At 63.6% G+C, this 25914-nt stretch carries 27 protein-coding genes; 7 read left to right on the top strand and 20 right to left on the bottom strand.

The window, feature by feature from the left end:
* Positions 1-45 precede the first annotated feature (45 nt).
* Positions 46-1938, top strand: a complete 1893-nt coding sequence (sppA, locus tag ICG51_RS08015) for a signal peptide peptidase SppA (RefSeq protein ID WP_190279873.1) — start codon at positions 46-48, stop codon at positions 1936-1938.
* Positions 1939-1980: 42 nt separating this feature from the next.
* Here sppA and ICG51_RS08010 read toward each other — a convergent pair whose 3' ends face one another.
* The gene (locus ICG51_RS08010) at positions 1981-2196 is read right to left on the bottom strand and encodes a hypothetical protein (protein WP_190279872.1); all 216 of its coding nucleotides are present in this window, start codon (positions 2194-2196) and stop codon (positions 1981-1983) included.
* Between the two features lie 60 nt (positions 2197-2256).
* Here ICG51_RS08010 and ICG51_RS08005 point away from each other — a divergent pair, with 60 nt between their 5' ends.
* Genes ICG51_RS08005 through ICG51_RS07995 form a run of 3 tightly spaced genes read left to right on the top strand, consistent with a single transcriptional unit; the run spans position 2257 to position 7619 of the window.
* Positions 2257-3036, top strand: a complete 780-nt coding sequence (locus ICG51_RS08005) for an SDR family oxidoreductase (RefSeq protein ID WP_190279871.1) — start codon at positions 2257-2259, stop codon at positions 3034-3036.
* A 40-nt stretch (positions 3037-3076) separates the two neighbouring features.
* Positions 3077-4177, top strand: a complete 1101-nt coding sequence (locus ICG51_RS08000) for an HD domain-containing phosphohydrolase (RefSeq protein WP_223809400.1) — start codon at positions 3077-3079, stop codon at positions 4175-4177.
* A 13-nt stretch (positions 4178-4190) separates the two neighbouring features.
* Complete coding sequence (locus tag ICG51_RS07995; protein WP_190279870.1) at positions 4191-7619, top strand: PAS domain-containing hybrid sensor histidine kinase/response regulator; 3429 nt, start codon at positions 4191-4193, stop codon at positions 7617-7619.
* 171 nt (positions 7620-7790) lie between these two features.
* Here ICG51_RS07995 and ICG51_RS07990 read toward each other — a convergent pair whose 3' ends face one another.
* Together ICG51_RS07990 and acs are read right to left on the bottom strand one after the other, a co-directional pair.
* Positions 7791-8462, bottom strand: coding sequence for a response regulator transcription factor (locus tag ICG51_RS07990; protein ID WP_190279869.1), 672 nt, complete (start codon positions 8460-8462; stop codon positions 7791-7793).
* Between the two features lie 10 nt (positions 8463-8472).
* Complete coding sequence (acs, locus tag ICG51_RS07985; protein WP_190279868.1) at positions 8473-10416, bottom strand: acetate--CoA ligase; 1944 nt, start codon at positions 10414-10416, stop codon at positions 8473-8475.
* Positions 10417-10604: 188 nt separating this feature from the next.
* On the opposite strand from acs, the gene ICG51_RS07980 reads away from it, so the two are divergent.
* From ICG51_RS07980 to ICG51_RS07970, 3 genes are read left to right on the top strand one after another with little or no spacing between them, the layout of a single operon-like run.
* Positions 10605-11984 carry a DcaP family trimeric outer membrane transporter gene (locus ICG51_RS07980; protein ID WP_190279867.1) on the top strand — a complete coding sequence of 460 codons (1380 nt, stop codon included), beginning with the start codon at positions 10605-10607 and terminating at the stop codon, positions 11982-11984.
* Between the two features lie 10 nt (positions 11985-11994).
* On the top strand, positions 11995-12312 hold the full coding sequence (locus ICG51_RS07975; RefSeq protein ID WP_223809399.1) for a DUF485 domain-containing protein: 318 nt from the start codon (positions 11995-11997) through the stop codon (positions 12310-12312).
* A gap of 11 nt (positions 12313-12323) precedes the next feature.
* Entirely contained in the window at positions 12324-14042 is a 1719-nt protein-coding gene (locus tag ICG51_RS07970; protein ID WP_223809580.1) for a cation acetate symporter, read from the top strand.
* Positions 14043-14206: 164 nt separating this feature from the next.
* Here ICG51_RS07970 and ICG51_RS07965 read toward each other — a convergent pair whose 3' ends face one another.
* The 17 genes from ICG51_RS07965 to ICG51_RS07880 all read right to left on the bottom strand — a co-directional run bounded on the left by ICG51_RS07965 (position 14207) and on the right by ICG51_RS07880 (position 25216).
* Positions 14207-14560, bottom strand: coding sequence for a hypothetical protein (locus ICG51_RS07965; RefSeq protein ID WP_190279865.1), 354 nt, complete (start codon positions 14558-14560; stop codon positions 14207-14209).
* A gap of 108 nt (positions 14561-14668) precedes the next feature.
* Positions 14669-14950 carry a hypothetical protein gene (locus ICG51_RS07960; protein ID WP_190279864.1) on the bottom strand — a complete coding sequence of 94 codons (282 nt, stop codon included), beginning with the start codon at positions 14948-14950 and terminating at the stop codon, positions 14669-14671.
* Positions 14951-15056: 106 nt separating this feature from the next.
* Positions 15057-15581 carry a hypothetical protein gene (locus ICG51_RS07955; RefSeq protein ID WP_190279863.1) on the bottom strand — a complete coding sequence of 175 codons (525 nt, stop codon included), beginning with the start codon at positions 15579-15581 and terminating at the stop codon, positions 15057-15059.
* Between the two features lie 68 nt (positions 15582-15649).
* The gene (locus ICG51_RS07950) at positions 15650-16522 is read right to left on the bottom strand and encodes a S41 family peptidase (protein ID WP_190279862.1); all 873 of its coding nucleotides are present in this window, start codon (positions 16520-16522) and stop codon (positions 15650-15652) included.
* A gap of 536 nt (positions 16523-17058) precedes the next feature.
* A complete protein-coding gene (locus ICG51_RS07945; RefSeq protein WP_190279861.1) occupies positions 17059-17373 on the bottom strand; it encodes a hypothetical protein in 315 nt (104 codons plus the stop codon).
* Positions 17374-17410: 37 nt separating this feature from the next.
* A complete protein-coding gene (locus ICG51_RS07940; protein WP_190279860.1) occupies positions 17411-17854 on the bottom strand; it encodes a hypothetical protein in 444 nt (147 codons plus the stop codon).
* Positions 17855-17890: 36 nt separating this feature from the next.
* Entirely contained in the window at positions 17891-18331 is a 441-nt protein-coding gene (locus tag ICG51_RS07935; RefSeq protein WP_190279859.1) for a hypothetical protein, read from the bottom strand.
* 1136 nt (positions 18332-19467) lie between these two features.
* A complete protein-coding gene (locus ICG51_RS07930) occupies positions 19468-19941 on the bottom strand; it encodes a hypothetical protein (protein ID WP_190279858.1) in 474 nt (157 codons plus the stop codon).
* Positions 19942-20020: 79 nt separating this feature from the next.
* The gene (locus tag ICG51_RS07925) at positions 20021-20500 is read right to left on the bottom strand and encodes a hypothetical protein (protein ID WP_190279857.1); all 480 of its coding nucleotides are present in this window, start codon (positions 20498-20500) and stop codon (positions 20021-20023) included.
* A 76-nt stretch (positions 20501-20576) separates the two neighbouring features.
* Positions 20577-21083, bottom strand: coding sequence for a DUF2199 domain-containing protein (locus ICG51_RS07920; RefSeq protein ID WP_190279856.1), 507 nt, complete (start codon positions 21081-21083; stop codon positions 20577-20579).
* Positions 21084-21142: 59 nt separating this feature from the next.
* The gene (locus ICG51_RS07915) at positions 21143-21739 is read right to left on the bottom strand and encodes a hypothetical protein (protein WP_190279855.1); all 597 of its coding nucleotides are present in this window, start codon (positions 21737-21739) and stop codon (positions 21143-21145) included.
* A 90-nt stretch (positions 21740-21829) separates the two neighbouring features.
* Positions 21830-22276: a hypothetical protein gene (locus tag ICG51_RS07910; RefSeq protein ID WP_190282510.1), complete on the bottom strand. Its 447-nt coding sequence runs from the start codon at positions 22274-22276 to the stop codon at positions 21830-21832.
* 105 nt (positions 22277-22381) lie between these two features.
* The gene (locus ICG51_RS07900; protein WP_190279854.1) at positions 22382-23152 is read right to left on the bottom strand and encodes a hypothetical protein; all 771 of its coding nucleotides are present in this window, start codon (positions 23150-23152) and stop codon (positions 22382-22384) included.
* 91 nt (positions 23153-23243) lie between these two features.
* On the bottom strand, positions 23244-23789 hold the full coding sequence (locus ICG51_RS07895) for a hypothetical protein (RefSeq protein ID WP_190279853.1): 546 nt from the start codon (positions 23787-23789) through the stop codon (positions 23244-23246).
* 84 nt (positions 23790-23873) lie between these two features.
* Entirely contained in the window at positions 23874-24284 is a 411-nt protein-coding gene (locus ICG51_RS07890; protein WP_190279852.1) for a hypothetical protein, read from the bottom strand.
* Between the two features lie 71 nt (positions 24285-24355).
* Entirely contained in the window at positions 24356-24700 is a 345-nt protein-coding gene (locus ICG51_RS14445) for an excalibur calcium-binding domain-containing protein (protein WP_190279851.1), read from the bottom strand.
* An 84-nt stretch (positions 24701-24784) separates the two neighbouring features.
* Entirely contained in the window at positions 24785-25216 is a 432-nt protein-coding gene (locus ICG51_RS07880) for a hypothetical protein (RefSeq protein WP_190279850.1), read from the bottom strand.
* Between the last annotated feature and the right edge of the window lie 698 nt (positions 25217-25914).

The raw sequence follows: 25914 nt of genomic DNA, 5'->3' as shown, positions 1-25914 counted from the left end.
CACACTGGCCGCCGCTGCGCGGCCCGCATTTCCCGGAGCACTGCAATGAACGAACCGCGCCGCCGCGGCCCCATCGTCCGCCTGGCCGTCGGCCTGTGGGACGCCGTCAATTTCAGCCGCCGGCTGGTCTTCAACCTGCTGTTCCTGCTGGTGCTGGCGATCGTGCTGGTGGCGATGTTCGGGGGCGGCAAGCTGGCGCCGCTGGAACCGCGCGCCACCCTGGTGTTCGCGCCCGAAGGCCGGCTGGTGGAGCAGTACAGCTGCGATCCGTTCAGCCGCAACCTGGCCCGCGCCACCCGCAGCGGCGACTGCCGTGAAGTGCGCCTGCGCGACGTCCTGCGCGCGCTGGATGCCGCCCGCACCGACAAGCGCATCGAGCGCGTGGCCCTGTACCTGGACGACCTGCAGCCCAGCGGCTTCGCCTCGCTGCGCGAAGTGGCGGCCAAGCTGGCCGCGGTCCGCGCCGCCGGCAAGCAGGTGATCGCCTATGGCGACGCCTACGGCCAGGGCCAGTACCTGCTGGCGGCACAGGCCAGCGAGATCTACCTCGACCCGATGTCGCCCGGCGGGGTGATGCTGGACGGGCTGGCCTCGTACCGGCAGTACTACCGCGAGGCGCTGCAGGACAAGCTCGGCGTGGACATGCACCTGTTCAAGGTCGGCGAATACAAGTCCGCCGCCGAGCCCTACATCCTCGATGCCGCCTCGCCCGCATCGAAGGAAGCCGACCTGTTCTGGATGGGCGACCTGTGGAAGCGCCTGCTGGCCGACATCGGCAAGGCGCGCGGGCTCGATCCCACCGTCCTGGAGGGTTATGCCAACACCCTGCCCGAGCAGGTGGCGGCGGCCAATGGCGACCTGGCCCAGCTGGCGCAGCGGCAGAAACTGGTGACCGCGCTGAAGACCCGCGAAGAGGTCGCCGACCTGCTCGCCCAGCGCGGCGTGGCCGACGACAATGCGGACGGCGGCTTCCGCCAAGTGGCGCTGGCCACGTACCTGCAGCACCTGGACGGCACCCTGCCGCAGGCCGACACCCGTCCGCAGGTGGCGGTGGTGGTGGCCGAGGGCGAGATCGCCGGCGGCGAGCTGCCGCCGGGCAAGGTCGGCGGCGAATCCACCTCGGCACTGCTGCGCGAGGCGCGCGACGACGACGACGTGAAGGCGGTGGTGCTGCGGGTGAATTCGCCCGGCGGCGAGGTGTTCGCGTCCGAGCAGATCCGCCGCGAGGTCGAGGCGCTCAAGGCCGCCGGCAAGCCGGTGGTGGTGTCGATGGGCGACGTCGCCGCGTCCGGCGGCTACTGGATCAGCATGAATGCCGACCGCATCTATGCCGATGCCTCGACCATCACCGGCTCGATCGGCATCTTCGGCCTGTTCCCCACCGTCGACCGCACCCTCGGCAAGCTGGGCGTGCACACCGACGGCGTCGCCACCGCGAAGTATGCAGGCGCGTTCGACATCACCCGTCCGCTGGACCCGGGCGTGGCCACCACCGTGCAGGCGGTGATCGAGAAGGGCTACCGCGACTTCACCGGCAAGGTGGCCAAGGCCCGCGGCAAGCCCGTGGAGCAGATCGACGCGGTGGCGCAAGGCCGCGTGTGGAGCGGCGCACAGGCGCAGCAGCGCGGGCTGGTGGACGCGCTGGGCGGGCTGGGCGAAGCGGTGGCCGATGCCGCCGCGCGCGCCAAGCTGGGCAAGCCGGACCGCTGGCAGACCGTGTACGTGGAGGAACGCACGGTGCCGCTGTCGCAGATGCTGTCCGAACTGATGCAGAGCCGCGTCGGGCTGGGCCTGCTGCGCGGCACCGGGCTGGGCGAGCTGCTGCTGGCCACCCGCGCCCATGAACAGGCGCCGCTGCGCTTCGTGCAGGACGCGCTGGACAAGCGCGGGCAGGCGCGGGTGAAGGCGCTGGCCTACTGCTTCTGCGAGCCGATGTGAGGCATGCGGCGACTGGGGCAGCCCGGTCGCCCCGCAACACGGCTACCGCGCCGCTTCACCCGCCGCGCGCGCCTGCTGCGCGGCCTGCGCCTGCGTCCTTGCCGCCGCATCGCGCGCGGCATCCTTGTAGGCATCGGCATTGGCGGTGATCGCCGGCTTCACCTGCGGCTCCGGCCGCTGTTCTGGATCCGGCGGCGAAGGCGTGCAGGCCGCCAGCAGGCAGGCAACGCATAACGACATCGGCAGGACGCGGCGCATGGCGGTCTCCGGCGGCGGGCTTGCGCTTATCCTACGCCGGACATCCTTTCGGAGACGCGCATGCATTCGCCCCGCTGGAGCCTGTCGGGACAACGCGCGCTGGTGACCGGTGCCAGCGCCGGCATTGGCTTGGCGATCTGCCGCGAACTGCTCGGTTTCGGCGCGCAGGTGCTGATGGTGGCCCGCGACGCCGGCCTGCTGGAGCAGGCGCGCGTGGAGCTGGAGGAAGAATTCCCCGGCCCCGAGGACGCGGTGCTGGCGCTGCCGGCCGACGTCACCGACGACGAACAGCGCGCCGAGATCATCGACTGGGCCAACGACCAGGGCGGCCTGCACCTGCTCGTCAACAACGCCGGCGGCAACCTGACCCGGCCGACGCTGGACTACGGCGAGGACCAGTGGCGCGGGATCTTCGAAACCAACCTGTTCTCCGCCTTCGAGCTGTGCCGGCTGGCGCACCCGCTGCTGTCGAAACACGCGGCATCGAGCATCGTGAACATCGGCAGCGTGTCCGGCCTCACCCACGTGCGCAGCGGCGCGCCCTACGGCATGAGCAAGGCGGCACTGCATCAGATGACGAAGAATCTGGCGGTGGAATGGGCCGAGGACGGCATCCGGGTGAACGCGGTGGCGCCGTGGTACATCCGCACCCGCCGCACCAGCGGCAAGCTGGCCGATCCGGACTACCTGGACGAAGTGCTGCTGCGCACGCCGATGGGCCGCGTGGGCGAGCCGGAGGAAGTGGCGGCGGCGGTCGCCTTCCTGTGCCTCCCCGCCTCCGGCTACGTCACCGGCGAGTGCATCGCTGTCGACGGCGGCTTTTTGCGTTACGGTTTCTGAGCAACCGCCGCGTCGCGCGCGGCCGCCCGGGAAAGGACGGATGATGCAGCAGCACGACACGCTGGGCAGGAAGATCGCGGATATCCACGCACAGATCCAGACCCATGTCGGCAACGTTGGCCGCATCGGCATCGCCCTGTACAACGCCGACAGCGGCCAGCTCAGCACCTTCATCCACAGCTCCGACGAGCAGGTGCCGCTGGAGCGCTACCAGGCGCCGCTGGCGGAAGTGCCGTCGCTGCGGCAGCTGCACGAGAGCGGGCACAGCCGGATCATCGACGACATGGCGACGCTGGCCGACTCTCCCAGCGAGCACACGCGGCGGATCCTTGCCGCCGGCTACCGCTCCAGCTACACCTGCCCGCTGTATGCGCGGGGCGAACTGCTGGGCTTCCTGTTCTTCGACTCGCGCGAGCCCGGGCACTTCCGCGAGGACGTGACCCTGGAGCTGGATGCCTACGCCCAGCTGATCGGCACGCTGGTGTCGCATGCCTTCTCCGCCACCCGCGCCCTGCGCAGCGCGATGGCGCTGGCGCGCGAGCTGGGCCGCCACCGCGACGCGGAAACCGCGGGCCACCTGAACCGCGTCGCCCACTACACCCGCTCGATCGCAAGGGCACTGCCGCAGGACATGGGCCACAGCGACGAGGACATCGAATTCCTGTTCCAGTTCGCCGGCCTGCACGACATCGGCAAGATCGCAGTGCCCGACCGCATCCTGCTGAAACCGGGAAAACTCGACCCGGAGGAGTACGAGATCGCCAAATCGCACGTGCAGAAGGGCAGCGAGATGATCGAGGCGATGATGCGCGAGTTCGGGCTGGCCAACGAGCACTACGCACAGCTGCTGCTCGACGTCATCGCCTGCCACCACGAGCGCTGGGACGGCTTGGGCTATCCGAACGGCCTGGCCGGCGACGCGATCCCGCTGGCCGGCCGGATCGTGGCGGTGGCGGACGTGTTCGATGCCCTGACCAATCCACGCCCGTACAAGCGCGCGTGGACGCTGGACGAAGGGCTGGCCTACCTGCGCGAACACAGCGGCAGCCAGTTCGACCCGCAGTGCGTGGCGATGGCCGAGCGCTGCTTCGACGACTGGCGCGCCATCCACGCCCGCTTCCACCAGCCCGGGACGGCCTGAGGCGCGCGCGGGGATGCTGCCGGGCTGGGCGCTGCTGCTGGTATCGGTGGGCTATGCCGCGCTGCTGTTCGGCGTGGCCTGGCTGGGCGACCGCCATCCGCTGTATCCGCGCAGCAACTGGCTGCGCCCGCTGGTCTACAGCCTGGCGCTGGCGGTGTACTGCTCGTCGTGGACGTTCTACGGCGCGGTCGGCACCGCCGCGCGGCAGGGCCTGGGCTACCTGCCGATCTACCTCGGCCCGCTGCTGTTCCTGCTGTTCGGCTGGCGCATCCTCGAACGGATGGCGCTGATCGCGCAGTCGCAGAGCACGGTGTCGATCGCCGACTTCCTTGGCGCCCGCTACGGCCGCTCGCAGCAGGTGGCGGCGCTGGTGGCGGTGATCGCACTGATCGCGGCGGTGCCGTACCTGGCGCTGCAGTTCAAGGCGGTGGCGATCAGCCTGGACGTGCTGGGCGGGCGCAGCGCGCAGACCTCGGTGTGGGGGGATCCGGCGCTGTACGTGGCGGCGCTGATGGCACTGTTCGCGATCCTATTCGGTACCCGCCAGGTGGACGCCACCGAGCACCGCCCCGGGCTGATGCTGGCGGTGGCGCTGGAGTCGCTGGTCAAGCTGGTGGCATTGGTGGCGATCGGCGTGTTCGCACTGTTCTGGCTGGACGCGCGTGCGATTCCGCTGGCCGAGGCCACCCGCGCGCTGGTCGACAGCGCGCCGCCGGTCGGCTTCGTCGCGCAGACCCTGCTGGCGTTCGCCGCCATCGTCTGCCTGCCGCGCCAGTTCCACGTGGCGGTGGTGGAATGCGCCGACGTCGCCGACATCCGCCGCGCGCGCTGGATGTTCGGCGCCTATCTGGTCGCGATCAGCCTGATGGTGCTGCCGATCGCGGTGGCCGGCGTGGCCCGCTTCGGCAGCGATGGCGCGGTGCCCGTGGACAGCTTCGTGCTCGCGCTGCCGCAGGCCGACGGCCACAGCACGCTGGCCCTGCTGGCCTACGTCGGCGGTTTCTCCGCCGCCACCGGCATGGTGATCGTGGCCAGCGTGGCGCTGGCGACGATGGTCAGCAACGACCTGGCGATGCCGCTGCTGCTGCGCTCCGGCCTGGTTGGCGACAACGTGGCATCGACCGTGCTGTGGATCCGCCGCGCCGCCATCGTGCTGCTGGCGGTGGTGGCGTGGGGCTATTACCGCGCCAGCGCCAGCGACACCGACCTCGCCGCCTACGGACTGATGGCGTTCGCGGCGATGGCGCAGTTCGCGCCGCCGCTGATCGGCGGGCTGTACTGGCGCGGCGCCAGCCGACGCGGCGCCGAGACCGCGCTGCTGGCGGGCTTCGTGGTGTGGGCCTACACCCTCCTGCTGCCCACCCTGGCGCGCTCTGGCTGGCTGGATGCCGGCTGGGTCGAGGCCGGTCCGTTCGGCATCGGCTGGCTGCGCCCGCAGCAGCTGTTCGGACTGTCCGGTTGGGATCCCCTCACCCATGGCACGGTGTGCTCGCTGCTCGCGAACGTGACCGGCCTGCTGCTGGCCTCGATGCGCTGGCGGCCCAGCCTGGACGAGCGCCTGCGCGCGGCGCCCTTCCTAGACCCCTACGCCGAGCAGCGCAGCCTGGCCGGCGACGACTGGCGCGGCAGCGTGCGGGTAGGCGAACTGCGTTCGCTGGCCGAACGCATCGTCGGCGAGCGCACCGCGCAGCGCGCCTTCGCGGAGCAGGCCAGGAGCCTCGGCCGCGAGCTGGCACCCACGGCGCAGGCCGACCGCCAGTGGATCCAATTCACCGAGCGCCTGCTGGCCGCGGCGCTGGGCGCGGCCTCGGCGCGGCGGGTGCTGACCAGCGCGCTGCGTGGTTCCGGCATGGAAGTGGCGGAAGTGGTGGCGGTGCTGGACGAAGCCGGACAGGCGCTGCGATTCAACCGCGAGATCCTCTCCACCACCCTGGAGAACATCGACCAGGGCGTCAGCGTGGTCGACCGCGAGATGCGGCTGGTAGCCTGGAACCGCAGCTACCAGCGGCTGTTCGACTACCCCGACGGCATGCTCTACGTGGGCCGGCCGATCGCCGACATGATCCGCTACAACATCGAGCGCGGCGAGCTGGGCGTGCTCGACGACGGCGACGTGCAGGCGCAGGTGGACAAGCGCCTCGGCTACATGCGCGCCGGCTCGCCGCACGTCACCGTGCGCCTGCGCCCCGACGGCACGGTGGTGGAGCTGCGCGGGCAGGCGCTGCCGGGCGGCGGCTACGCCACCAGCTATTCCGACGTGACCGAACACGTGCACGCCCAGCGCGAACTGCGCGACATCAACGAGACGCTGGAACAACGCGTGGCCGAGCGCACCCGCGAGGCCGAGGCGGCGCAGGAGTCGCGCGCACGCTTCCTGGCCGCGATCAGCCACGACGTACTGCAGCCGCTGAACGCAGCGCGGCTGTTCGCGTCCGCGCTGCGCGAGACCGACGAGGCCAGCCAGCAGCACCACCTGGCCGAACGCGTCGATGCCTCGCTGCGCGCCGCCGAGGAACTGCTGGACGGGCTGCTGGACGTGTCGCGGCTGGACGCCGGCGCGCTGACGCCGGCCATCCGCGACCTCGATGCCGGCGCGCTGCTGCGCGAGCTGGCGGCGCAGGCCGCGCCGATGGCGGCAGCGCGCGGCATCGAGATCCGCGTGCACGCACCGCCACTGGCGGTGCGCAGCGACCCGCGCCTGCTGCGCCGGGTGCTGCAGAACTTCCTCGCCAACGCGCTGCGCTACACCCCGCAGGGGCGGGTGGTGCTGGCGGCGCGCTCGCGCGGCGACCAGGTGGCGCTGCAGGTCTGGGACACCGGTCCCGGCATCCCCGCCCACCACATGCGCCAGATCTACGAAGAGTTCCACCGCTACGAGCAGCCGTTCGACTGGGACGGCCGCGGCATGGGGCTGGGCCTGTCGATCTGCCAGCGCATCGCGCGCCTGCTGGGGCATGCGCTGGATGCGCGCTCCACGGTCGGGCGCGGCTCGATGTTCTCCATCACCGTGCCGCGCGGCGACACCGTGGTCGCCACCGCGCCGGTGGCCGCGCCGATCCCCGACCCCGGCCTCGACGGCCTGCGCGTGCTGTGCGTGGACAACGACCCCGACATCCTTGCCGGCATGCGCGCCCTGCTGGAGCGCTGGAACGTGCGCGTGCACTGCGCCGACACCGTGGACGCCGCGCTGGCGCAGGTCGCCAACGCGCCGGAGGTGCTGCTGGTGGACTACCACCTGCACGACCGGCTGGACGGGCTGGACACGCTGGACGCGCTGCGCGCCGCCTGCGGCAACGTGCCGGGCGCGCTGCTGACCGCCGACGGCAGCGCCGCGCTCAAGCAGGCTGCGCGTGCACGCGGCTACCGGGTGCTGACCAAGCCGGTGAAGCCGGCGTCGCTGCGCGCGTTCCTGGCGGCGGTGCGGGAGCACGCGCAGGCATAGCGATCCGACACCTGTTCCTGTCACCTCGCGCAACGCGCGAACACGGCGCAGGCCGCACCCCGGCCCCGATGCCTCGTCGACAACAACGCACGCATGGTGCGAGGCCTCGCATGGAAGCAGGAAGAGTCCCGCTTCCTGACTTCCCTGCGCACTGGCCGCCAGTGCCCGTGCTCAGGACGCCTCGGGTTCTTCCGGCAGCACCACGCTTTCCGGATCCACCAGCAGCTTGCCCGCCAGCAGGATCGCCTGGGTGCGGTTGGTCGCGCCCAGCTTGCGCAGGATCGCGCTCATATGCGCCTTGATGGTGGCTTCCGACACGCCCAGCTCGTAGCCGATCTGCTTGTTGAGCAGGCCGGAGCCGAGCATCTGCAGGACCCGGAATTGCTGCGGCGTGAGCTCGCGGATGCGCGCGGCGATCGCGCGCTCCTCCTCCGCCATGGGCTTGGCCGCCAGCGCCGCCGGCGGGATCCAGCGCTCGCCGTCCAGCACCTGCCGCAGCGCGGTGCCAAGGGTGGCGGCATCGGAGGACTTCGGGATGAAGCCCATCGCGCCATGGTCCAGCGCGCGCCGCATCACTTCGGGTTCTTCGCGCGCGGAGACGATCGCCACCGGCAGCTGCGGATGCGCGGCGCGCAGGTGCACCAGCGCGGAGAAACCGTGCACGCCGGGCATGTTGAGGTCGAGCAGCAGCAGGTCGGCGTCGGGTTCGGCTTCCACCAGCGCGTACAGCGCGGCGGCGTTGTCCGCCTCGCGGATGTCGGCCTCCGGCAAGAGCCGCAGCGCGACCCCCCGCAGCGCCTCGCGGAACAGCGGGTGGTCGTCGGCAATCAGCAGGGTGGTCATGGAGCCGGCATCACTCCTGGCGCCGGTTCTGCACCAGCGACTCGACCACCGAGGGATCCGCCAGCGTAGTGGTATCGCCCAGCTGGTCGGGCGCGTTCTCGGCGATCTTGCGCAGGATGCGGCGCATGATCTTGCCGCTGCGGGTCTTGGGCAGGCCCGGCGCCCACTGCAGGAAGTCCGGCGTGGCGATCGGGCCGATCTCCTTGCGCACCCAGGCCACCAGCTCCTTGCGCAGCGCCTCGGTTTCCTGCTCGCCGGCCACCAGCGTCACGTAGGCGTAGATGCCCTGGCCCTTGAGGTCGTGCGGGAAGCCGACCACCGCGGCTTCCGCCACCTTCGGGTGCAGCACCAGCGCGCTTTCCACCTCGGCGGTGCCGATGCGGTGGCCGGAGACGTTGATGACGTCATCGACGCGGCCGGTGATCCAGTAATAGCCGTCCTCGTCGCGACGGCAGCCGTCGCCGGTGAAGTACATGCCCGGGTAGGTCTTGAAGTAGGTGTCGATGAAGCGCTGGTGGTCGCCATACACCGAGCGCATCTGCCCCGGCCACGAATCCAGCATCACCAGGTTGCCCTCGGCGGCGCCTTCCAGCAGGTTGCCCTCGGCATCCACCAGCGCCGGCTGCACGCCGGGCAGCGGTTTGCTGGCCGATCCCGGCTTGAGGTCGGTGGCGCCGGGGATCGGGGTGATCAGCATGCCGCCGGTCTCGGTCTGCCACCAGGTGTCGACCACCGGGCAGCGGGAATCGCCGATGTTTTCAAAGTACCAGCGCCAGGCTTCCGGGTTGATCGGCTCGCCGACGCTGCCGAGCACGCGCAGCGACTTGCGCGAGGTCTTCTTCACCGGCTCCAGGCCTTCGCGCATCAGCGCGCGGATGGCGGTGGGCGCGGTGTAGAAGATGCTGACCTGGTGCCTGTCGATGACTTCCCAGAAGCGCGAGAAATCGGGATAGCTCGGCACGCCCTCGAACATCACCTCGGTGCAGGCGTTGGCCAGCGGGCCGTAGACGATGTAGCTGTGGCCGGTGACCCAGCCGACGTCCGCGGTGCACCAGAACACGTCGTCCGGCTTCAGGTCGAAGGTGATGTCGTGGGTGTAGGCGGCCCACAGCAGGTAACCGCCGGTGGTGTGCAGCACGCCCTTCGGCTTGCCGGTGCTACCGGAGGTGTAGAGGATGAACAGCGGGTCTTCCGCGTTCATGCGCTCGGGCTCGCAGCTCGCCGGCTGGCTGTCCACCACCGCGTCATACCAGCGGTCGCGCGGCATCTGCATGTCCACCGCGCCGCCGGTGTGGCGCACCACCAGCACGGTTTCCACCGAATTGGTGCCGGGCAGCTTCAGCGCCGCGTCGACGTTGGCCTTCAGCGGCACCTTCTTGCCGCCGCGCAGACCTTCGTCGGCGGTGATGATCAGCTTGCTGGTGCAGTCGGCCACGCGGTCGGCGATCGAATTGGGCGCGAAGCCGCCGAACACCACCATGTGGATCGCGCCGATGCGCGCGCAGGCCAGCATGGCGATGGCCGCTTCGGGGATCATCGGCAGGTAGATGGTGACGCGGTCGCCCTTGCCCACGCCTAGGTTGCGCAGCGCGTTGGCCAGCTTGCACACGCGGGCGTGCAGCTCGCGGTAGGTGAGCTTCTGCCCCGGCGCATCCGGGCTGTCCGGCTCGAAGATCAGCGCGACCTTGTCGCCGTGCTTGTCCAGGTGGCGATCCAGGCAGTTCACGCTGGCGTTGAGCTCGCCGTCGGCGAACCAGCGGATGCGGAAATCACGCAGGTCGTAGCTGACGTCCTTGATGACGGTCGGCGCCCGGTACCAGTCCAGGCGCTGCGCAAGCCCGGCCCAGAACGCGTCAGGATCCTGCAGCGCCTGCGCGTATGCGCTTTCGTAGGCGGCGCGATCCATGTTGGCCTGTGCGGCGAAAGCCGGTTCCACCGGATAGATGTCGCTCATCGTGCTTCTCCCATTCGCCACGCGGGCGTTGCCACTTTTCCCAAGTGTGCCGCATCAATGCTGCTGCGTCGCAGCAAGTGGAATTAGACCTTGGTCGAAATCGGCACGATCTACGACCAATGGCGAATAGGCGCACGCCCTGCCTGCACGCACCCTCGACCGCGTGCACTGATTCCGGGAGGGGAACGATGAACGCACGCTCCATCCGCAAGCCGTTGGCGCTTGCAATCGTGGCGGCACTGCTGCTGCCCGGCATGGCCTTCGCGCAGACCGCGAAGGAGAAAGAACTCGAAGCCCGCATCGCCCAGCTGGAGGCACAGGTGCAGGCGCTGCTGGGCGCGCAGCAGCAACAGCAGGCCGCGCTCACCCAGCAGCAGGGCACGCTGGCACAGGCGCAGGCCAAGCTCGACGCCGTGCAGGTGGCGCAGGCCGACGGCAAGCCGAAGATCCAGTCGGCGCCGATCCTGGCCAGCGGCAATCCCGACACGCGCTTCAGCTTCGGCGGCTTCATCAAGCTTGATGCGATGGCGACCAGCACCAATGCCGGCGAGATCGCCGACGGCACCGCCGGCCGCATGTTCTACCTGCCCAGCGCGATCCCGGTGGGCGGCGTGGACGAGTCGCGCACCGACCTCGACAGCCACGCGCAGTTCTCGCGCTTCTGGTTCGCCAGCGACGGCGAAGTGCAGGGCCACAAGGCGCGTGCCTACCTGGAGTTCGACCTGTTCGGCGGCGGCATGGCCAACCTCGGCAACCAGGCTTCCACCAACACCCACGGCGTGACCGTGCGGCAGGCCTACGTGAGCTGGGACAAGTGGCTGGCCGGCCAGACCTGGTCCAACTTCCAGGATGTGGCGGCACTGCCGGACGCGGTGGACTTCGTGGGCCCCACCGAAGGCACGGTGTTCGTGCGCCAGGCCCAGCTGCGCTACACCAGCGGTGCGTGGTCGGTGGCGCTGGAGAACCCGCAGACGGTGGTTGGCGCCTACCGCGGCACCGCGCGCACCACCAGCGACGACGGCAACCTGCCCGACATCACCGTGCGCTGGACCGGCAAGGGTGACTACGGCCACGTCAGCGTGGCCGGCATCGCCCGCCAGCTGCGCCACGACACCGCCAGCACCCATGCCAGCGGCAACGGCTACGGCCTGAGCCTGTCCGGCAAGTACAACCTCGGCAAGCAGGACGACCTGCGCTACATGCTGATCGGCGGCAACGGCATCGGCCGCTACGTCGGTTTCGCGCTGGGCGCGGACGGCACCCTCGACGCCGCCGCCGGCGACATCGAGCCCACCGGCGTACTGGCCGGCTTCGTCGCGTGGCGGCACGTGTTCAACCCCAAGCTGCGCGGCAACCTGATGTTCTCGCGCGCGCAGCTGGACAACGAGACCGACTGGACCGGTTTCGGGGTGACCAGATCCGCGCAGTCGTTCCACGCCAACCTGATCTACTCGCCGCTGCCCAAGCTCGACGTCGGCGCCGAACTGATCTGGGGCAACCGCGAACTGGAAAGCGGCGCCGACGGCGACCTCCGCCGCGTCCACGCCACCGTCAAGTACAGCTTCTGAGGAGCACGCCATGTCCGACATGCAAGATCCGATGGTGGCCCGCATCGAGGCCAACTCCGCCTACCAGGCGCTCAAGCGCAAGCGCAACGGCCTGGGCTGGACGCTGACCATCCTGATGCTGGTCGTCTACTACGGCTTCATCGGCCTGATCGCGTTCGACAAGGAATTCCTTGCCCAGCCGATCAGCGATGGCGTCACCACCCTCGGCATCCCGATCGCGTTCGGGGTGATCGTGTTCACCATCGCCATCACCGGGCTGTACGTGCGTCGCGCCAACAGCGAGTACGACCGCCTGACCGCCCAGATCCTGGAGGACGCTGCCCGATGAACGCATCGAAGATGAAGGCATCGCTGGCGCTGGCCGCGATGACGGCCAGCAACATCGCGCTGGCCGCCGGCGGCGATCTCGGCCAGGTCGACAAACAGCCCACCAACTGGGTGGCGATCAGCATGTTCGCCGTATTCGTCATCGCCACCCTGTGGATCACCAAGTGGGCGGCGGCGCGCACGCGTTCGGCGGCGGACTTCTACACCGCCGGCGGCGGCATCACCGGCTTCCAGAACGGGCTGGCGATCGCCGGCGACTACATGAGCGCGGCGTCGTTCCTGGGCATCTCCGCGATGGTGATGAGCAGCGGCTTCGACGGCATCATCTATTCCGTCGGATTCCTGGTCGGCTGGCCGATCATCACCTTCCTGATGGCCGAACGCCTGCGCAACCTCGGCAAGTTCACCTTCGCCGACGTGGCCGGCTACCGCTTCAACCAGACCCCGATCCGCGCCTTCGCCGCCTCCGGCACGCTGGTGGTGGTGGCGTTCTACCTGATCGCGCAGATGGTCGGCGCGGGCGCGCTGATCAAGCTGCTGTTCGGGCTGGAGTACTGGATCGCGGTGGTCATCGTCGGCGGCCTGATGATGGTCTACGTGCTGTTCGGCGGCATGACCGCCACCACCTGGGTGCAGATCATCAAGGCCTGCCTGCTGCTGGCGGGCGTGACCTTCATGGCCTTCATGGTGCTGGCGAACTACGGCTTCAGCCCGGAGGCGCTGTTCGCCAAGGGCGTGCAGGTGAAGGCGCAGCTGGCGGCCGCAGCGGCAACAACGCCGGAGGAAAGCGCGGGAGCGGCTGCAAAGGGATTGTCGATCATGGGCCCGGGCGGTTTCATCAAGGATCCGATCAGCGCAATCAGCTTCGGCATGGCGCTGATGTTCGGCACCGCCGGCCTGCCGCACATCCTGATGCGCTTCTTCACCGTGCCCAACGCCAAGGAAGCCCGCAAGTCGGTGTTCTGGGCCACCACCTGGATCGGCTACTTCTACATCCTGATCTTCATCATCGGCTTCGGCGCCATCACCCTGGTGCTGACCAACCCCGAGATGGCCGATGCCGGCACCATCAAGGGCGGCGCCGGCGCGGCCAACATGGCGGCGGTGCTGGTGGCCAAGATGGTGGGCGGCAACGTGTTCTTCGGCTTCATCTCGGCGGTGGCCTTCGCCACCATCCTGGCGGTGGTGGCCGGCCTGACCCTGTCCGGCGCGTCGGCGGTGTCGCATGACCTCTACGCCACCGTGCTGAAGAAGGGCAAGGCCGACAGCGCTTCCGAGCTGAAGGTCTCGCGCATCACCACGGTGGCGTTGGGCGTGATCGCGGTGCTGCTGGGGATCGCCTTCGAGAAGCAGAACGTGGCCTTCATGGTGTCGCTGGCCTTCGCCATCGCCGCTTCCGCCAACTTCCCGGTGCTGATCCTGTCGCTGCTGTGGAAGGACTGCACCACCCGCGGCGCGGTGATCGGCGGCTTCCTCGGCCTGGTGTCCTCGGTGGCGCTGACGGTGGTCTCTCCCTCGGTGTGGGAAGCCACGCTGGGCAACCCCGCCGGCTCGGCCTGGTTCCCCTACACCTCGCCGGCGCTGTTCTCGATGGCGATCGCCTTCGCCGGCATCTGGTTCTTCTCCATCACCGACCGCAGCGCCCAGGCCGCCAAGGAACGCGGCGCGTTCAAGGCCCAGCAGGTGCGCGCGGAGACGGGCCTGGGAGCCTCCAAGTCCTCCGGCCACTGACGCGCCTCCCCCGCGTCGCGTACGCAGAACGCCGGCCGCAAGGCCGGCGTTTTTTTATTGCGAATAAGGCAGCTTTCGGCCAGAAGCGGACGTCGGCCAACACCTGAGTTAAGCCGCGCCGCGAAGCGGCGTCGGCTTGAAGGACTTGTTAGGCCCATGATGCCTCATTGCGTGACGTCCATTACCGTGCCGTCTTGAAGCGCAAGCCGAGTCCCTACTGGGCGCCAAGTGCCTTGCCGAGTGAGTTCGACGAAAGCAGTGCCGGTAGCGAGAGAGCCCTTTAGTTTAAGGTTGAAGCTAGCTTCACCGCCGGCGCCGACAACATGCATGTTGTAACCGAAGAGGGACAGGTCAATGTCCTGGATTTCTCCAAGGCGAGAGCGAACGTCAATGCTGTTCTTGATGTGGGAAGACGCTACGGAAAAGGCGTCCGTGCGTTGAATTGCCAGCCAGGCAGCGGGGATGGCCAATGCGGTAATGACGAAGGCAATACACAGGTAGCGAGTGAGCTTGGGCATGGGCCTAACACCTGAGTTAAGCCGGCACGCGCAGTGGCGGCGAATGCGTGCAAGCGTAGCGCAGGCACGCAGGCGCTGCCACGAAGCGGGCTCGGCTTGAACGACTTGTTAGGCCTCACCGTCAGTCGGTAGCTGCTCGTCATACCAACTCTCCGAGTGAACTTGACCGACGGCAGCGTCAAGCGCATCTCGCAGGACTGCAAGAGGTATTTGGACTTCGGTGCCGCCTGAACTGACTTGAGCCCAGAGCGATTCATCTAGATCGTCGGCAACAACAGTCACTAGCTGATGCAATAGCCCATTGATTGTGGCGGAGATCTCCAACTGAAATCCTTCTCCAACCGGGGAGATCCAAGTCACTTGCGGCTCCGGTCGGGCGATCTTCTTCATGTGGGGCCTAACGCCTGAGTTAAGCCGGACCGCTGCGCGGCACGGCGGAGTGGTAAAACCTACCACTTAAGCCGAGCCGCGAAGCGGTCTCGGCTTGAACGAATTGTTAGGGGCCAAGTCCTTTATAAATCTGATGGAGTTCTCGGAATAGGCTGGCACGTGCATTGAGGAAGTGTTTGCGGTAGTCCTCAATGATGATCTCTGACATGGGCTCGGACGTTTTGCTAGCTTCCTTGCGAAAGCTGACGACGTACTCTCCGTAAGTGCGGAGACGCTCTTGTGCGGCTTCTTGGCCCAATAGAAGCAAAACCGCCTCAGCGCTTGTTACATCACCGAAATGATTGAAAAGTTCCTGTTGTGATGATTTGAGAAGGTCAGGCTTGGGAGTGCCTCTATCCTTGCGCAACGCGCGGTGCCAATCAGACGCGAATGACCAATACTTGAGAGTGGTATGTGTGAATCTCTCAGTCTTCTCTGCAACCTCTCGCAGAAGTGCAAACTCTCGGTCAATAGCCTCTTTTCTGAGAGAGTTCCTGTGTTGGACGCGTGTGATAACAAAAGTGGAGAGGGCGGCTATCAATGCGCCGAGTCCAATTTTGATGGCGGAATCTAGGACTTCCAGAGATGTCACGATTGGCCCCTAACGCCTGAGTTAAGCCGCGCCGCAAATCGGCGTCGGCTTGGACGAATAGTTAGGGGTCACCTGTGCTGGCATTGCCTCGATATCCATCGTGCTGCGTCCTCTACAGGCTTCTCCGTCGAGACTTCCGGTTCGATGTGTGCGTCAAACACCTTCCCGTGCCTATCCAGCGTAACGGCAGTAGTGATGTTGGCGGCACCGCCATTGGGTAAAGGGAACGTCGAGTTGGCAGTGGATTGACCGGAGGTCCGCTGGCCAAACAGACGCACGTTGCTTTGACCGTGGAACATGATTGGGACAATCTCGCCGGAACTCGAGCTTCGCGGCCCTACGGCTACTGCAATCAGCGGGGCCGGGTGCTTCGGCTGCAGTGCTGTTGCGCTGTTAAGCGCGTGGACCGAGTCGCCGAAGAAGATTCCGCCCGGCTTCTTCTCGATGGATTTGTCAGTGCCTCGTGCATCCCTGAAGTAGCCCAGCACACCCTCCGTTAAGAGCGGGCTTAAGCCAACCAGCATTGGCCACATGTTGCCGCCGGTGTTGCCTGAGAAGTCCAGGATGACGCCGCAACGTGGCTCCGAAAGCGCACTCACCAAGTCGGCCCTCAGCGCTGCAGTTGCAGCCATCGCCTCCTGGGGGGTGCCCGACCAGCCATTGATCCGAATGACCGGAACGCCATCTTGAGGCGCCTGTAGCTGAGACAGGACCCGGACCGACGCTTGAGGGGCGGTGGTGGCGGCAAGGAGCGGCGTGACGCCCTGTCGAGGCGGCCGGTAGAAGGAGTGCCCATCGCCCAGCGACTTCAGCACGAAGCGGATTGCCGCGTCCTCGCCTTTACTCACGACCAGCAATCTGGCGTCTGCTTCGACGGCCTTCCAGTCGACGTGTGCAGTGCGGTAGGCGCGGTCACGCGCGAGCTTCAGCGTCAGGCTCAAGCTCGACTGCTCCTGCGCGACAGCCAGTACGGGCAATGCGAGAAGCACTAAACAAAAAGGTGCAAGCCGCATCCTTGCCTCCATGTGAGCCCTAACACCTGAGTTAAGCCGCGCCGCGAAGCGGCGTCGGCTTGAATGAATTGTTAGCGCTCAAGCTAGCAAAGCTGGACCAACGAACACCGACAGCAACCCCAGTACGGCAGATGCAACAGCAAGCCGGACCGCGGACTTGGGACTACGCATTGCTAGTGCCAGTGGGAGAAGCCCGAAGAAGAACATGGCGAGCCCAAATGCATGGGCAGGGGATCCTTCCAGCGGGCCCGCATAGCCATAGCGGGTCCAGCGCCCGGCCGCGTGACCAGTGACCAGGGCCATTAAGCCGAGGCCAGATATGACGCAGGTCATCACGACAGCCAGCAACCTTACGACGAGCGGGGCTGGTAGCTGGACTGCAGGAGGGGTTGCCATGAGCGCTAACACCGGAATTAAGCCGCGCCGCGAAGCGGCGTCGGCTTGAATGAATTGTTAGGCGCGGTCTATAACCAAGCCTTTGCAAATAGCGGCACGAAAACTGCAATAAGAATTAATGTGGCTGTTAGGTAGGATGCGATATAAGGAAGAGCGCGTCGTTTTGAGTCTTGCTGTAGCTCCGGCCATCTCCAAAGCAACACTAGGGCAAACATATCCCCGAGCGAAAGTAAAAATCGCTCTTCCAGCATTTTGTGAAGAATTTCATCGTTGGTGGTTCTTTCGATCAAGAAGAGATAGATACGGAATATTAGCGATGCTGCGAGAAGTAGCGACGCAATTACTATTGCGATCTTCTCTATATTGGAAATTTCAAAATCCATGCTCCACCATTCGGGTCACAAGCGCCTAACACCTGAGTTAAGCCGCGCCGCGAAGCGGCGTCGGCTTGGACGAATTGTTAGATGCCCGCGCGACGCGCGACCAGCGCATGTAGGCCGCAGATCCAAGCGCGAGACCAAGGACAGATGCGATTAGCCTGCTGCCAATTCCCGGCAGATTGAGCGCGAGGTAATCAACGAACGACATGGGCATGCCCGCGACCTGCACCCTGTAGCCGATGGTGAGTACAACCACGGTGCCTAGGAGCCAGAGTACGAGCGCCGCGGACAGAAAGCGCCCACGAGAAACAAATGTGCCGACCGCAACTCCGGCGAGAGTGGACAGCGCCGAGGCAGGCGCAAAGGCGTATCCGGCCCAGTGAGGAAGTTTGAGCAAGGAGGCATTCCACACCAGGCCAAACAACTCATCTGCGATCAGGCCGACCGCAAGGCACGCCGCGACAGCTCCAAGCATTCTCTTCACGTGCGATCTCCTTTCCACGGGCATCTAACACCTGAGTTAAGCCGCGCCGCGAAGTGGCGTCGGCTTGGACGAATTGTTAGGCCCCGCACCGAGTGCCGGGTTCTGAAGATAGCGGATCTTGCGCGGGCGCCAGAATGGGAAGAGCAGCAGTGCAGTTGTGGAGTACGTACTCCATTGACCCTGCTCCAATGCTTCGAGGGTCCAACTGTAGTCTCGCTGGCCCCTGGACTTGACCTTAAGGCGCGCCTCGCCGGACAGGCCGAACGCAAAACACTCTAGGGCCGACTGCTCTTCAGCTGGCTCAAAGGACTGGTGCCATGGGCCGAACCAGACCATGTAACCCGACTCTTCGACGCTAAACGCCACATCAAAGCCATCAGAATCCGAGGCCAACACTGTGATTGTGCGGCCATCATCCTCAACCCTTAGGTCGGGATACTTGGAGAGCTTCTCTCGCAACTTGTCGAGGGGCTGCATTGCGGGGCCTAACACCTGAGTTAAGCCGCGCCGCGAAGCGGCGTCGGCTTGGACGAATTGTTAGGCCGCGATCTACGCCGCCTCTCTGAAATGAGAGCGAGAGTGTATCCGGCAGCCATGAGCGCCACGAAGCTGACCATATAGCACCACTCCACCGGGCCGTGATGGCCATAAGACTGGATGGAGGTTGCAGCTTCAAACCACTCCCAGAGTGGCGCACAAAGCACCGTGACGAGGATCGCCAGCGGCACGCAGATCAGCGGAACTCCGAGCACCACCGCCGCAATCCTGACCAGTCTGACCATAGCGGCCTAACACCTGAGTTAAGCCGGAGCGCTTTGCGGCCGCGGCGTTGTGACAATGTACCGAACAACTCCGCGGCCGCGAAGCGATCTCGGCTTGAACGAATTGTTAGGCCGCTGCCCGTCTACCCAGGCTACGCAGCGACCAACCAAACAGTAAAAGCCATGCCAGCAAGGCAAGATAGGTCGGTATCGCGAATGCGCTCGAGCCGTCTAGCGTGAATGCGCGCGCTCCCACATAGAGCAGCAACCACAGGAGGACGTTACCCGCAGTGACCCATGCGCGATGCCGTTGCTTGGTCACGAACGCCAGTACGGTAGGCAGAAGACCGACAGGTGCGGTTGCAAGGAAGAACAGGAGGATGACTGTAGGGGTAAGTCCGTTCACTTGATGGGTTCTTTGCTCGGTCGAGAATTCTGGTGCGGCCTAACACCTGAGTTAAGCCGCGCCGCGAAGCGGCGTCGGCTTGAATGAATTGTTAGGCAGCACTTTCTTGACGTTCCTTGCGGTCACTTGTTGTAGTCCCGCCAGGCCAAGTAACCAAGGCCGATGGCTCCAACAGCATAGATCATGATCATGAACCAAAATTGCGCTGGTTCAGTATTGGCGTCATGCCGTATGCCCAATGCGGCTGTCGCTCTTCCGCCGAAAGTTGGAGAAGATCCGGATATCAGGGAGCTGAGCAATAAATAGGAAAAAACTAGTGATGCTGCTGTGGCAATCAGAGCACTGATAAGATTGGAAGGTCGCAAGCGAAGCTCCTGCTGTGCTGCCTAACACCTGAGTTAAGCCGCGCCGCGAAGCGGCGTCGGCTTGGACGAATTGTTAGGCCGCTATGCGCGGTCACCAACTGCCAACTGGTAGTCACAAATTGACTGTGCTACTGCACGTGCGCCTGCCAGACCGAGCCAGGGAAGGGCTGCACTAATCTTTGAGGCTGCGATAAGCGTCTGTCCTTCACTCACGAGGGAAGCGACTTGAGCATAGAGATCTTTTGGTATTGAAATATTCGAGTTGCCAATTGGTATCGCGACCGTATCGCCCGACTGGTCAAAAGATGAAGGATTGCTCTGGCGAAGGTAGATCTTGGCTTTCTCTTGTCGTATGACCTCATCAAGCTTCTCAAATGACGCTTTAAGCTCAATAAGGTTTTCTGGGCTAAGGGAAACGAAGTGTGTTGCACGACGCTTATCAGTTGGATCAGCGACAGATAAGTAAGCCCGATCTTGCTCCGGTGTGTAGCCGATCGAAATTGCACCAGTCTCAGCGAAGATGGTGTCGACATGCACGGTGGTCGTTGTACTCATTCGGCTCCCCAACTTTTCGATTGCGGCCTAACACCTGAATTAAGCCGAGCCGCGAAGCGGCTTCGGCTTGAATGAATTGTTAGGCCGCGCCCTTTGACAGGTGACTGGCATGGGAAATGGCGTCATGAAAGTGGTCGAAGTGCATGTCACCTACAACGAAGTACCGGCCATTGTGCTCAATACCGTGTTGGTGCATCAGCGCTCTGTCGGCGTCCGAAAGCGCTGGCTCTGTACGTGGGCGAAGTGCAGCCCGAGCCTCCGATATACCAATAACGCCTTGAATAAGCAGGAACAAAATGCCAATAACCACAACAATGGTTATGGGGTTGCCAGACAGCAACATTGGTATGCCTAGGACGATCCCAAAATAGCCAGTCATGACGTACATGGCCGGAAGGCTCTTGCGCGCCACAAAAATTGAGGCGACGAACATAGCGACAAGCTCGATGGCTGAAAGAACCAAGGCCTGATGGTACTTAACCGCGAGAACTAGGGCTACGAACGTGGCCAGACCCGATCCGATGATGCCCATCACGTGCTGCTTTTCGATTTTCGTCACTTGCGATGTCCTTAGATAAGCGGCCTAACACCTGAGTTAAGCCGCGCCGCGAAGCGGCGTCGGCTTGGACGAATTGTTAGGGCCCGCCTAGTGACCCTGTTGCAACAAGTATCTCGTGATAGCGACGGTTGTCTATGCCCGCCACTTGCTCCAGCGCAAGAGGGTGACCGATGTTCGTTGGTACGAGAACTGCCGGACGACTCGTACTACTTTGGAATTGCACCACTACGGGCATGCCGAGTGTGTCTGGATAGCCAGGCATTGAGTTGGCGATGGTGCCTGACACAGGGGGTTCGCCGCTCCCGTCTTTGTCGTACAGCTCGACGTACCGGTAGAAGTCCTGCTCTTGTACCTCAATCCAGACGCCCCAGCCGTAGTAGTCGGGCTGCTCGTTGAACTGCAGCTTGAGCAAGCACCTTATGAAAAAACGATTGCCGAACTGGCAAAGATCACTGTTGAACTTTGCCAGCTTGGCTCGCTCGCTTTCAGGTATGTCCCAGACCACATCCGGTAATTTCCACCCGTGATCGGTGGGTAGGCCTTCGTGGGTGTCACCACAACTTGGACAAACGAAAGACTGCATGCGGGCCCTAACACCTGAGTTAAGCCGCACCGATTTGCGGCGGCGGCACAGGCACGATCTTAGCGGCCTTTGCCGACGCCGCGAAGCGGTGTCGGCTTGGACGAATTGTTAGGTGGCGGGCTCGTTAACGTGAACCTGACGCCGTCTGAGGCTAGCTCTGTTGGAGTGAGCCAGAGGATAGAGTTGGGCGGAACTTGGCGGGCTTTTAAGATCAACTGATCAGAGAACCCCGCCTTGCGCAGCATGTCATCTGCCAATCTCTGCCGTACGGGGGATGTAACAGCTTCAAGTGCGCCAGGGGCCTTCTTGATGGGAATGCCGGCGTGTAACCCAAGGCGGGCGCTTGCTGTGAGCTCTCGCCGATCAGTTGCAGCCCACAGAGCGACGCATGCACTGGCGCATCTTCCGGCGACGCGAATAGTGATTCCGTGCGTATTTAACAATTGAGCTGTGCGCTTGGCCTCTAGGGTCTTGCCGCCGGTGCTTTCGATGTAAACACGTTTTAGGTTCGGACTTCCGGCGATTGCTTTGCGCATTTCAGCCTCGAACCCATCAGTGATGCGACCGAAAGCCATGAATTGTTGTAATGGCTCTGCGGTAATGATCTTGAACTGAGGCTCGGAGGAAATTGCTGGTGATCCGAGAATTGCCAGCAAGATAGCTAGAGTGTTCACAAGCCACCTAACACCTGAGTTAAGCCGCGCCGCGAAGCGGCGTCGGCTTGGACGAATTGTTAGGTGCCATCTCTATTTCCCAACTCCTTGGCGCCTGCGAACCAATCTGTTGAGTTGCAGAGTAGCATCTTCTAACGATAGCCCCTGGATGACGGCGGGAGATGCATCCCCGGATGAATAGAGAATTCGTGGGTCATACCTGGTAGTCACGCTCCAACCTGAGCATGCGTCCATTCTGTCGATGCTGCGCACGGTAACGACTGTGTCACCCGCCGATAAATTTCCCTTCCATGATCTAACAACACGCCAGATCACCGTCTGTTGAAAGAACGCATCTGGTCTGAGTTGCTGTATTTCATCGGGGTCCGGTGAGATCTTGAGCGGATAAGCCAGAAATACAGAATCGCTTTTCTGGAAGATAGTGTCCGGCCGGTCGTCCCAGAAAATTGTGCACGCGGCGGCCCGCTGCGTTGTCATCAATAGTGCTGCTGTAACGAGCATGGCGATGGTGGTTCGCATGGCACCTAACACCTGAGTTAAGCTGGAGCGCTTTGCGGCCGCGGCGTTGTGACAATTTACCGAACAACTCCGCGGCCGCGAAGCGATCTCGGCTTGAACGAATTGTTAGGTGTCTGCGTTGAAGTCTTTGAGGAATGGATCTGGATTGTCCTTAAAAGGAATGGGGACAATGATCCAGTCATTCTCTGTGACGATCCCTTCAGCGAGGACCATGCAAGTTCCGTCAAACAGCGCCCAACAGGTCTCGGCGGCTCGGTCGGTTTGTTTGAAGAGCCAGGCAGTTGCAGCTTGAATGGCTTCATCTCGCACGGGCTTTAGCTCTGTTTGACCCAGACTATTGATTGAGACGTCGAGCACGCCAAGTCTCGCCAGCTCTGGATCTGTGCTCCGGTAGCGACGGCTGTGAACATGCTCGCCTCGGGTAGTAATGAATGGAGCGAGCTGCTTTTCCGCAAACTCGCGAAGGTCTTTGCAGATTCCGACAATTGGCTCTGCGAAATCTTTGTCCTTCTTGTACTTTCGCTCGGCGTACGTGACGAAATCACCGAGTCTAAGCTTGAGAATGTAGACCTCGTTGAGGTAAGACTCGCTCCAGTAGGTGATTACGGTGGTTAGATGCTCGTCCGGGGTTTGAGAGAGCGTTTGCCGAGTCAGGACGCTAATCACATCCATTGTTTGGCATGAGTGCATGCACTCATGAAAGAGATTAAAGAAGTCTCGTAGGAAGGTGATCTCTCGTGTTTCGTCTACTACGCCGCCTTCATAGTCCCAAGGCGCGGAAATCAACGAGGCATTTCTCTCAAGGGTATGCTCCCACCTCCCCTTGGGGTTCTCGTTCCTGAGCTTCTCGGCTGGCTTGCTAAATGCATCCAGCATCCGCTTTACATGGGGAGGGAGAGTCTCTGTCACGGACACCTAACACCTGAGTTAAGCCGCGCCGCGAAGCGGCGTCGGCTTGGACGAATTGTTAGGGCTCTGACTGGGACAGTGCCACTGACGCCATGGCCTGAATCTCAGGATCGCGAGCGATTTTAGAAGTGGTCAGAGTGAAAACGATCTCTAGGCGCTCACCTGGACGAGACCAAGCGTAAGCGGTCGTGGTCAGGTCTTCTGAGTTAGGGCCAGCGTGCGGCGAATCAATCTTGCGTGACACCATTGGTTCTGGTGCCGAAGAGACGAATCTGATGAATCCCTCTTGGACCTCGCTGATCTCGGCATGGCGAGCGAAGACAGCACAGACTCCAGATTGGGTCAACGCAACGGCATATTGTCCCTTGCCAAAAAATACTTCCCAAGCTGTACCGGAATTTCCACGCAATAAAGGAGTTGCGCGTTCAGGAGGAAGCTCGGGCGTGAGTTCGCTGTTTAGCGTGTTGCGAAGCTTGTCGGGCGAGAAGGTGTTCGCCATGCAGGTGGCAGCGAACAACTGCACGAACTCATTGTGTTCAGGCTTTGGTCCGCCAGTAGGCATACTCAATAGCGAAGTAATCAGCGTTGCGACAGCGAGCGACATGAGGTCTCCAGAGCCCTAACACCTGAGTTAAGCCGCGCCGCGAAGCGGCGTCGGCTTGGACGAATTGTTAGGCCGCAAAGCCGGTTACCACCGGCTGGGGATGGTGGCAATGACCAAGCAGAACGACCCGGCGGCTAACGCCGCTACCAAGTAGTTGAACGGAGTGGCAGCCATACCTTGCCATACCTGCAGCGTTGCGACGAACGCCGACACCACTATTGCCCCCCAAACGAAGCAAAACAGCAAGGCTCGAGCCGACGCCCAAGATGCGAGCCTGATGCGCCGACGGCTGCGCAGCCCAGACGCAGCCAACGGCGCCGCAAAGAAGAAGGCGCCAAACAGCAGAGGCACCGCAAAGGGCGCCCCGGACGCGCCCATGAACCGAACCGCCATGAACTTGACCAGCGCAATGGCGCCCCAGACAGGAAGCAGCCGCGCCAATATGCGTGACGTATCCAGCAGCAGGTCTGCAGTTGGAATGCTGCGATCTCGCATCTTGCGGCCTAACACCTGAGTTAAGCCGCGCCGCGAAGCGGCGTCGGCTTGAATGAATTGTTAGGGCGCAACTATGGGCGCCCACGGTACGGCTCGCAACCCACCCCGTCATTGTCCCGATCTAGGTGCGCGCCATAGCCAGGATCGCCACGCCGCACAGGTGCGGCACCGGCAGCGCGTGCTTCCGCACAATTGCGAAAAGCCCTAGTTGCGCGTTGTTGTGGGGCAAGTTGCGAAGGCGCGAACCCCTGGCGGGACGCCGGCGGAGGCGGAGTCCGTGAACCACGATGGCAATGGTAGTCGCCCGTCTTGCGGTTGGTATGGCAGCCCTCCTTATTGAGTCCACCGCTGTGGCCGAAACTCCAACCCGGTAGAGCCAATAAGATAGCTAGAGAGACTTCTCTCCAGACGCGCATAAGCCCCCTTTGCGCCCTAACACCTGAATTAAGCCGCGCCGCGAAGCGGCGTCGGCTTGAATGAATTGTTAGGCAACCAAGGCATTAAAGTGCGTCGATCAAGTGCTGGCACCACTTGTCAGACCTTTTTGCCAGATAGCCTTGCCTGATTCTAGTGGAGTCGTCGTCAGTGAAGCGATAAGTCATGCCGTCAACATTTTTCTGAAGATAAACGGAGCAGAACTTATCTCCAACGGGCATGGTGCGGGAGTCTGATGTTTTAACAACGGTGCTACATACCGTAGATCCGGAGATCTCATAAGTGAGCTTTAGGGCAAACTCAGGCCCGCCGTTTGGAATGCGGCCACAGGCATCTTCCGTGCCGTTTTCATATCTCTCCCCGTAGCCAAAGCAGGTCTTGCCGCCATCCTTTGAGCTACACGAAACCCCAATGAAGTCTTTGGGAGAGAAATCTCCGGCGGTCGTCGAGCAGGATGCTGCGACAAGAGCTATCAACAAGATGCGGAAATGTTTCATTGGTTGCCTAACACCTGAGTTAAGCCGCGCCGCGAAGCGGCGTCGGCTTGGACGAATTGTTAGGCCCCATGCCCGGACCCGGACCCGGAGTGCAGCCTAGCTTAAGGCCAGATACACCAGCCAGCAGGCGCCCGCAACGGCTACAGCGATTACCGACCAGAAAGAGCCAGGGTTGTCCGACTTGCGCACAGCAGTGCCAAATATCTCGAAGGCGCCTTCGCGCACTCGCCTGTGGGCCGAGTACAGGATGAAGCCAGCGGCGGCCAAACCCAGCGCTCTACCAGCGTAACTCAGTACGACTAGCGACAACTCTCGCGACATGGGGCCTAACACCTGAGTTAAGCCGGACCGTTTTGCGGCCGCGGCGACGTGACAATGTACCTTGCGGCGCCGTGGCCGCGAAACGGTCTCGGCTTGAACGAATTGTTAGGCCATTTCTAGGGGACTACCTGCAGTATTGGTCCACTGCGCAGTAACAGATATGTTGGCCATATGATTGCAAGATACGGCCGATCCTGGTGCGCTCGCTCATCTAGAAGGTATGCAACATCTCGCAGGGTTTGAGGCCCAACGCCATCACATAGAAAGTGATGGCAAATGAGATTCCTGATTTGCCGTTCTCTGTGATTCTTGGGCTGGCGGTTCATGTCAATCCTGGTACCAGCCGGAAGGTCAGGAAGTGGATACGAGTTGGATTC

It is taken from the genome of Thermomonas sp. XSG (assembly GCF_014678725.1).
Lineage (GTDB): Bacteria > Pseudomonadota > Gammaproteobacteria > Xanthomonadales > Xanthomonadaceae > Thermomonas.
The sequence above is the reverse complement of the archived record's forward strand: the minus strand, read 5'-3'. Positions and strand labels throughout refer to the sequence as shown.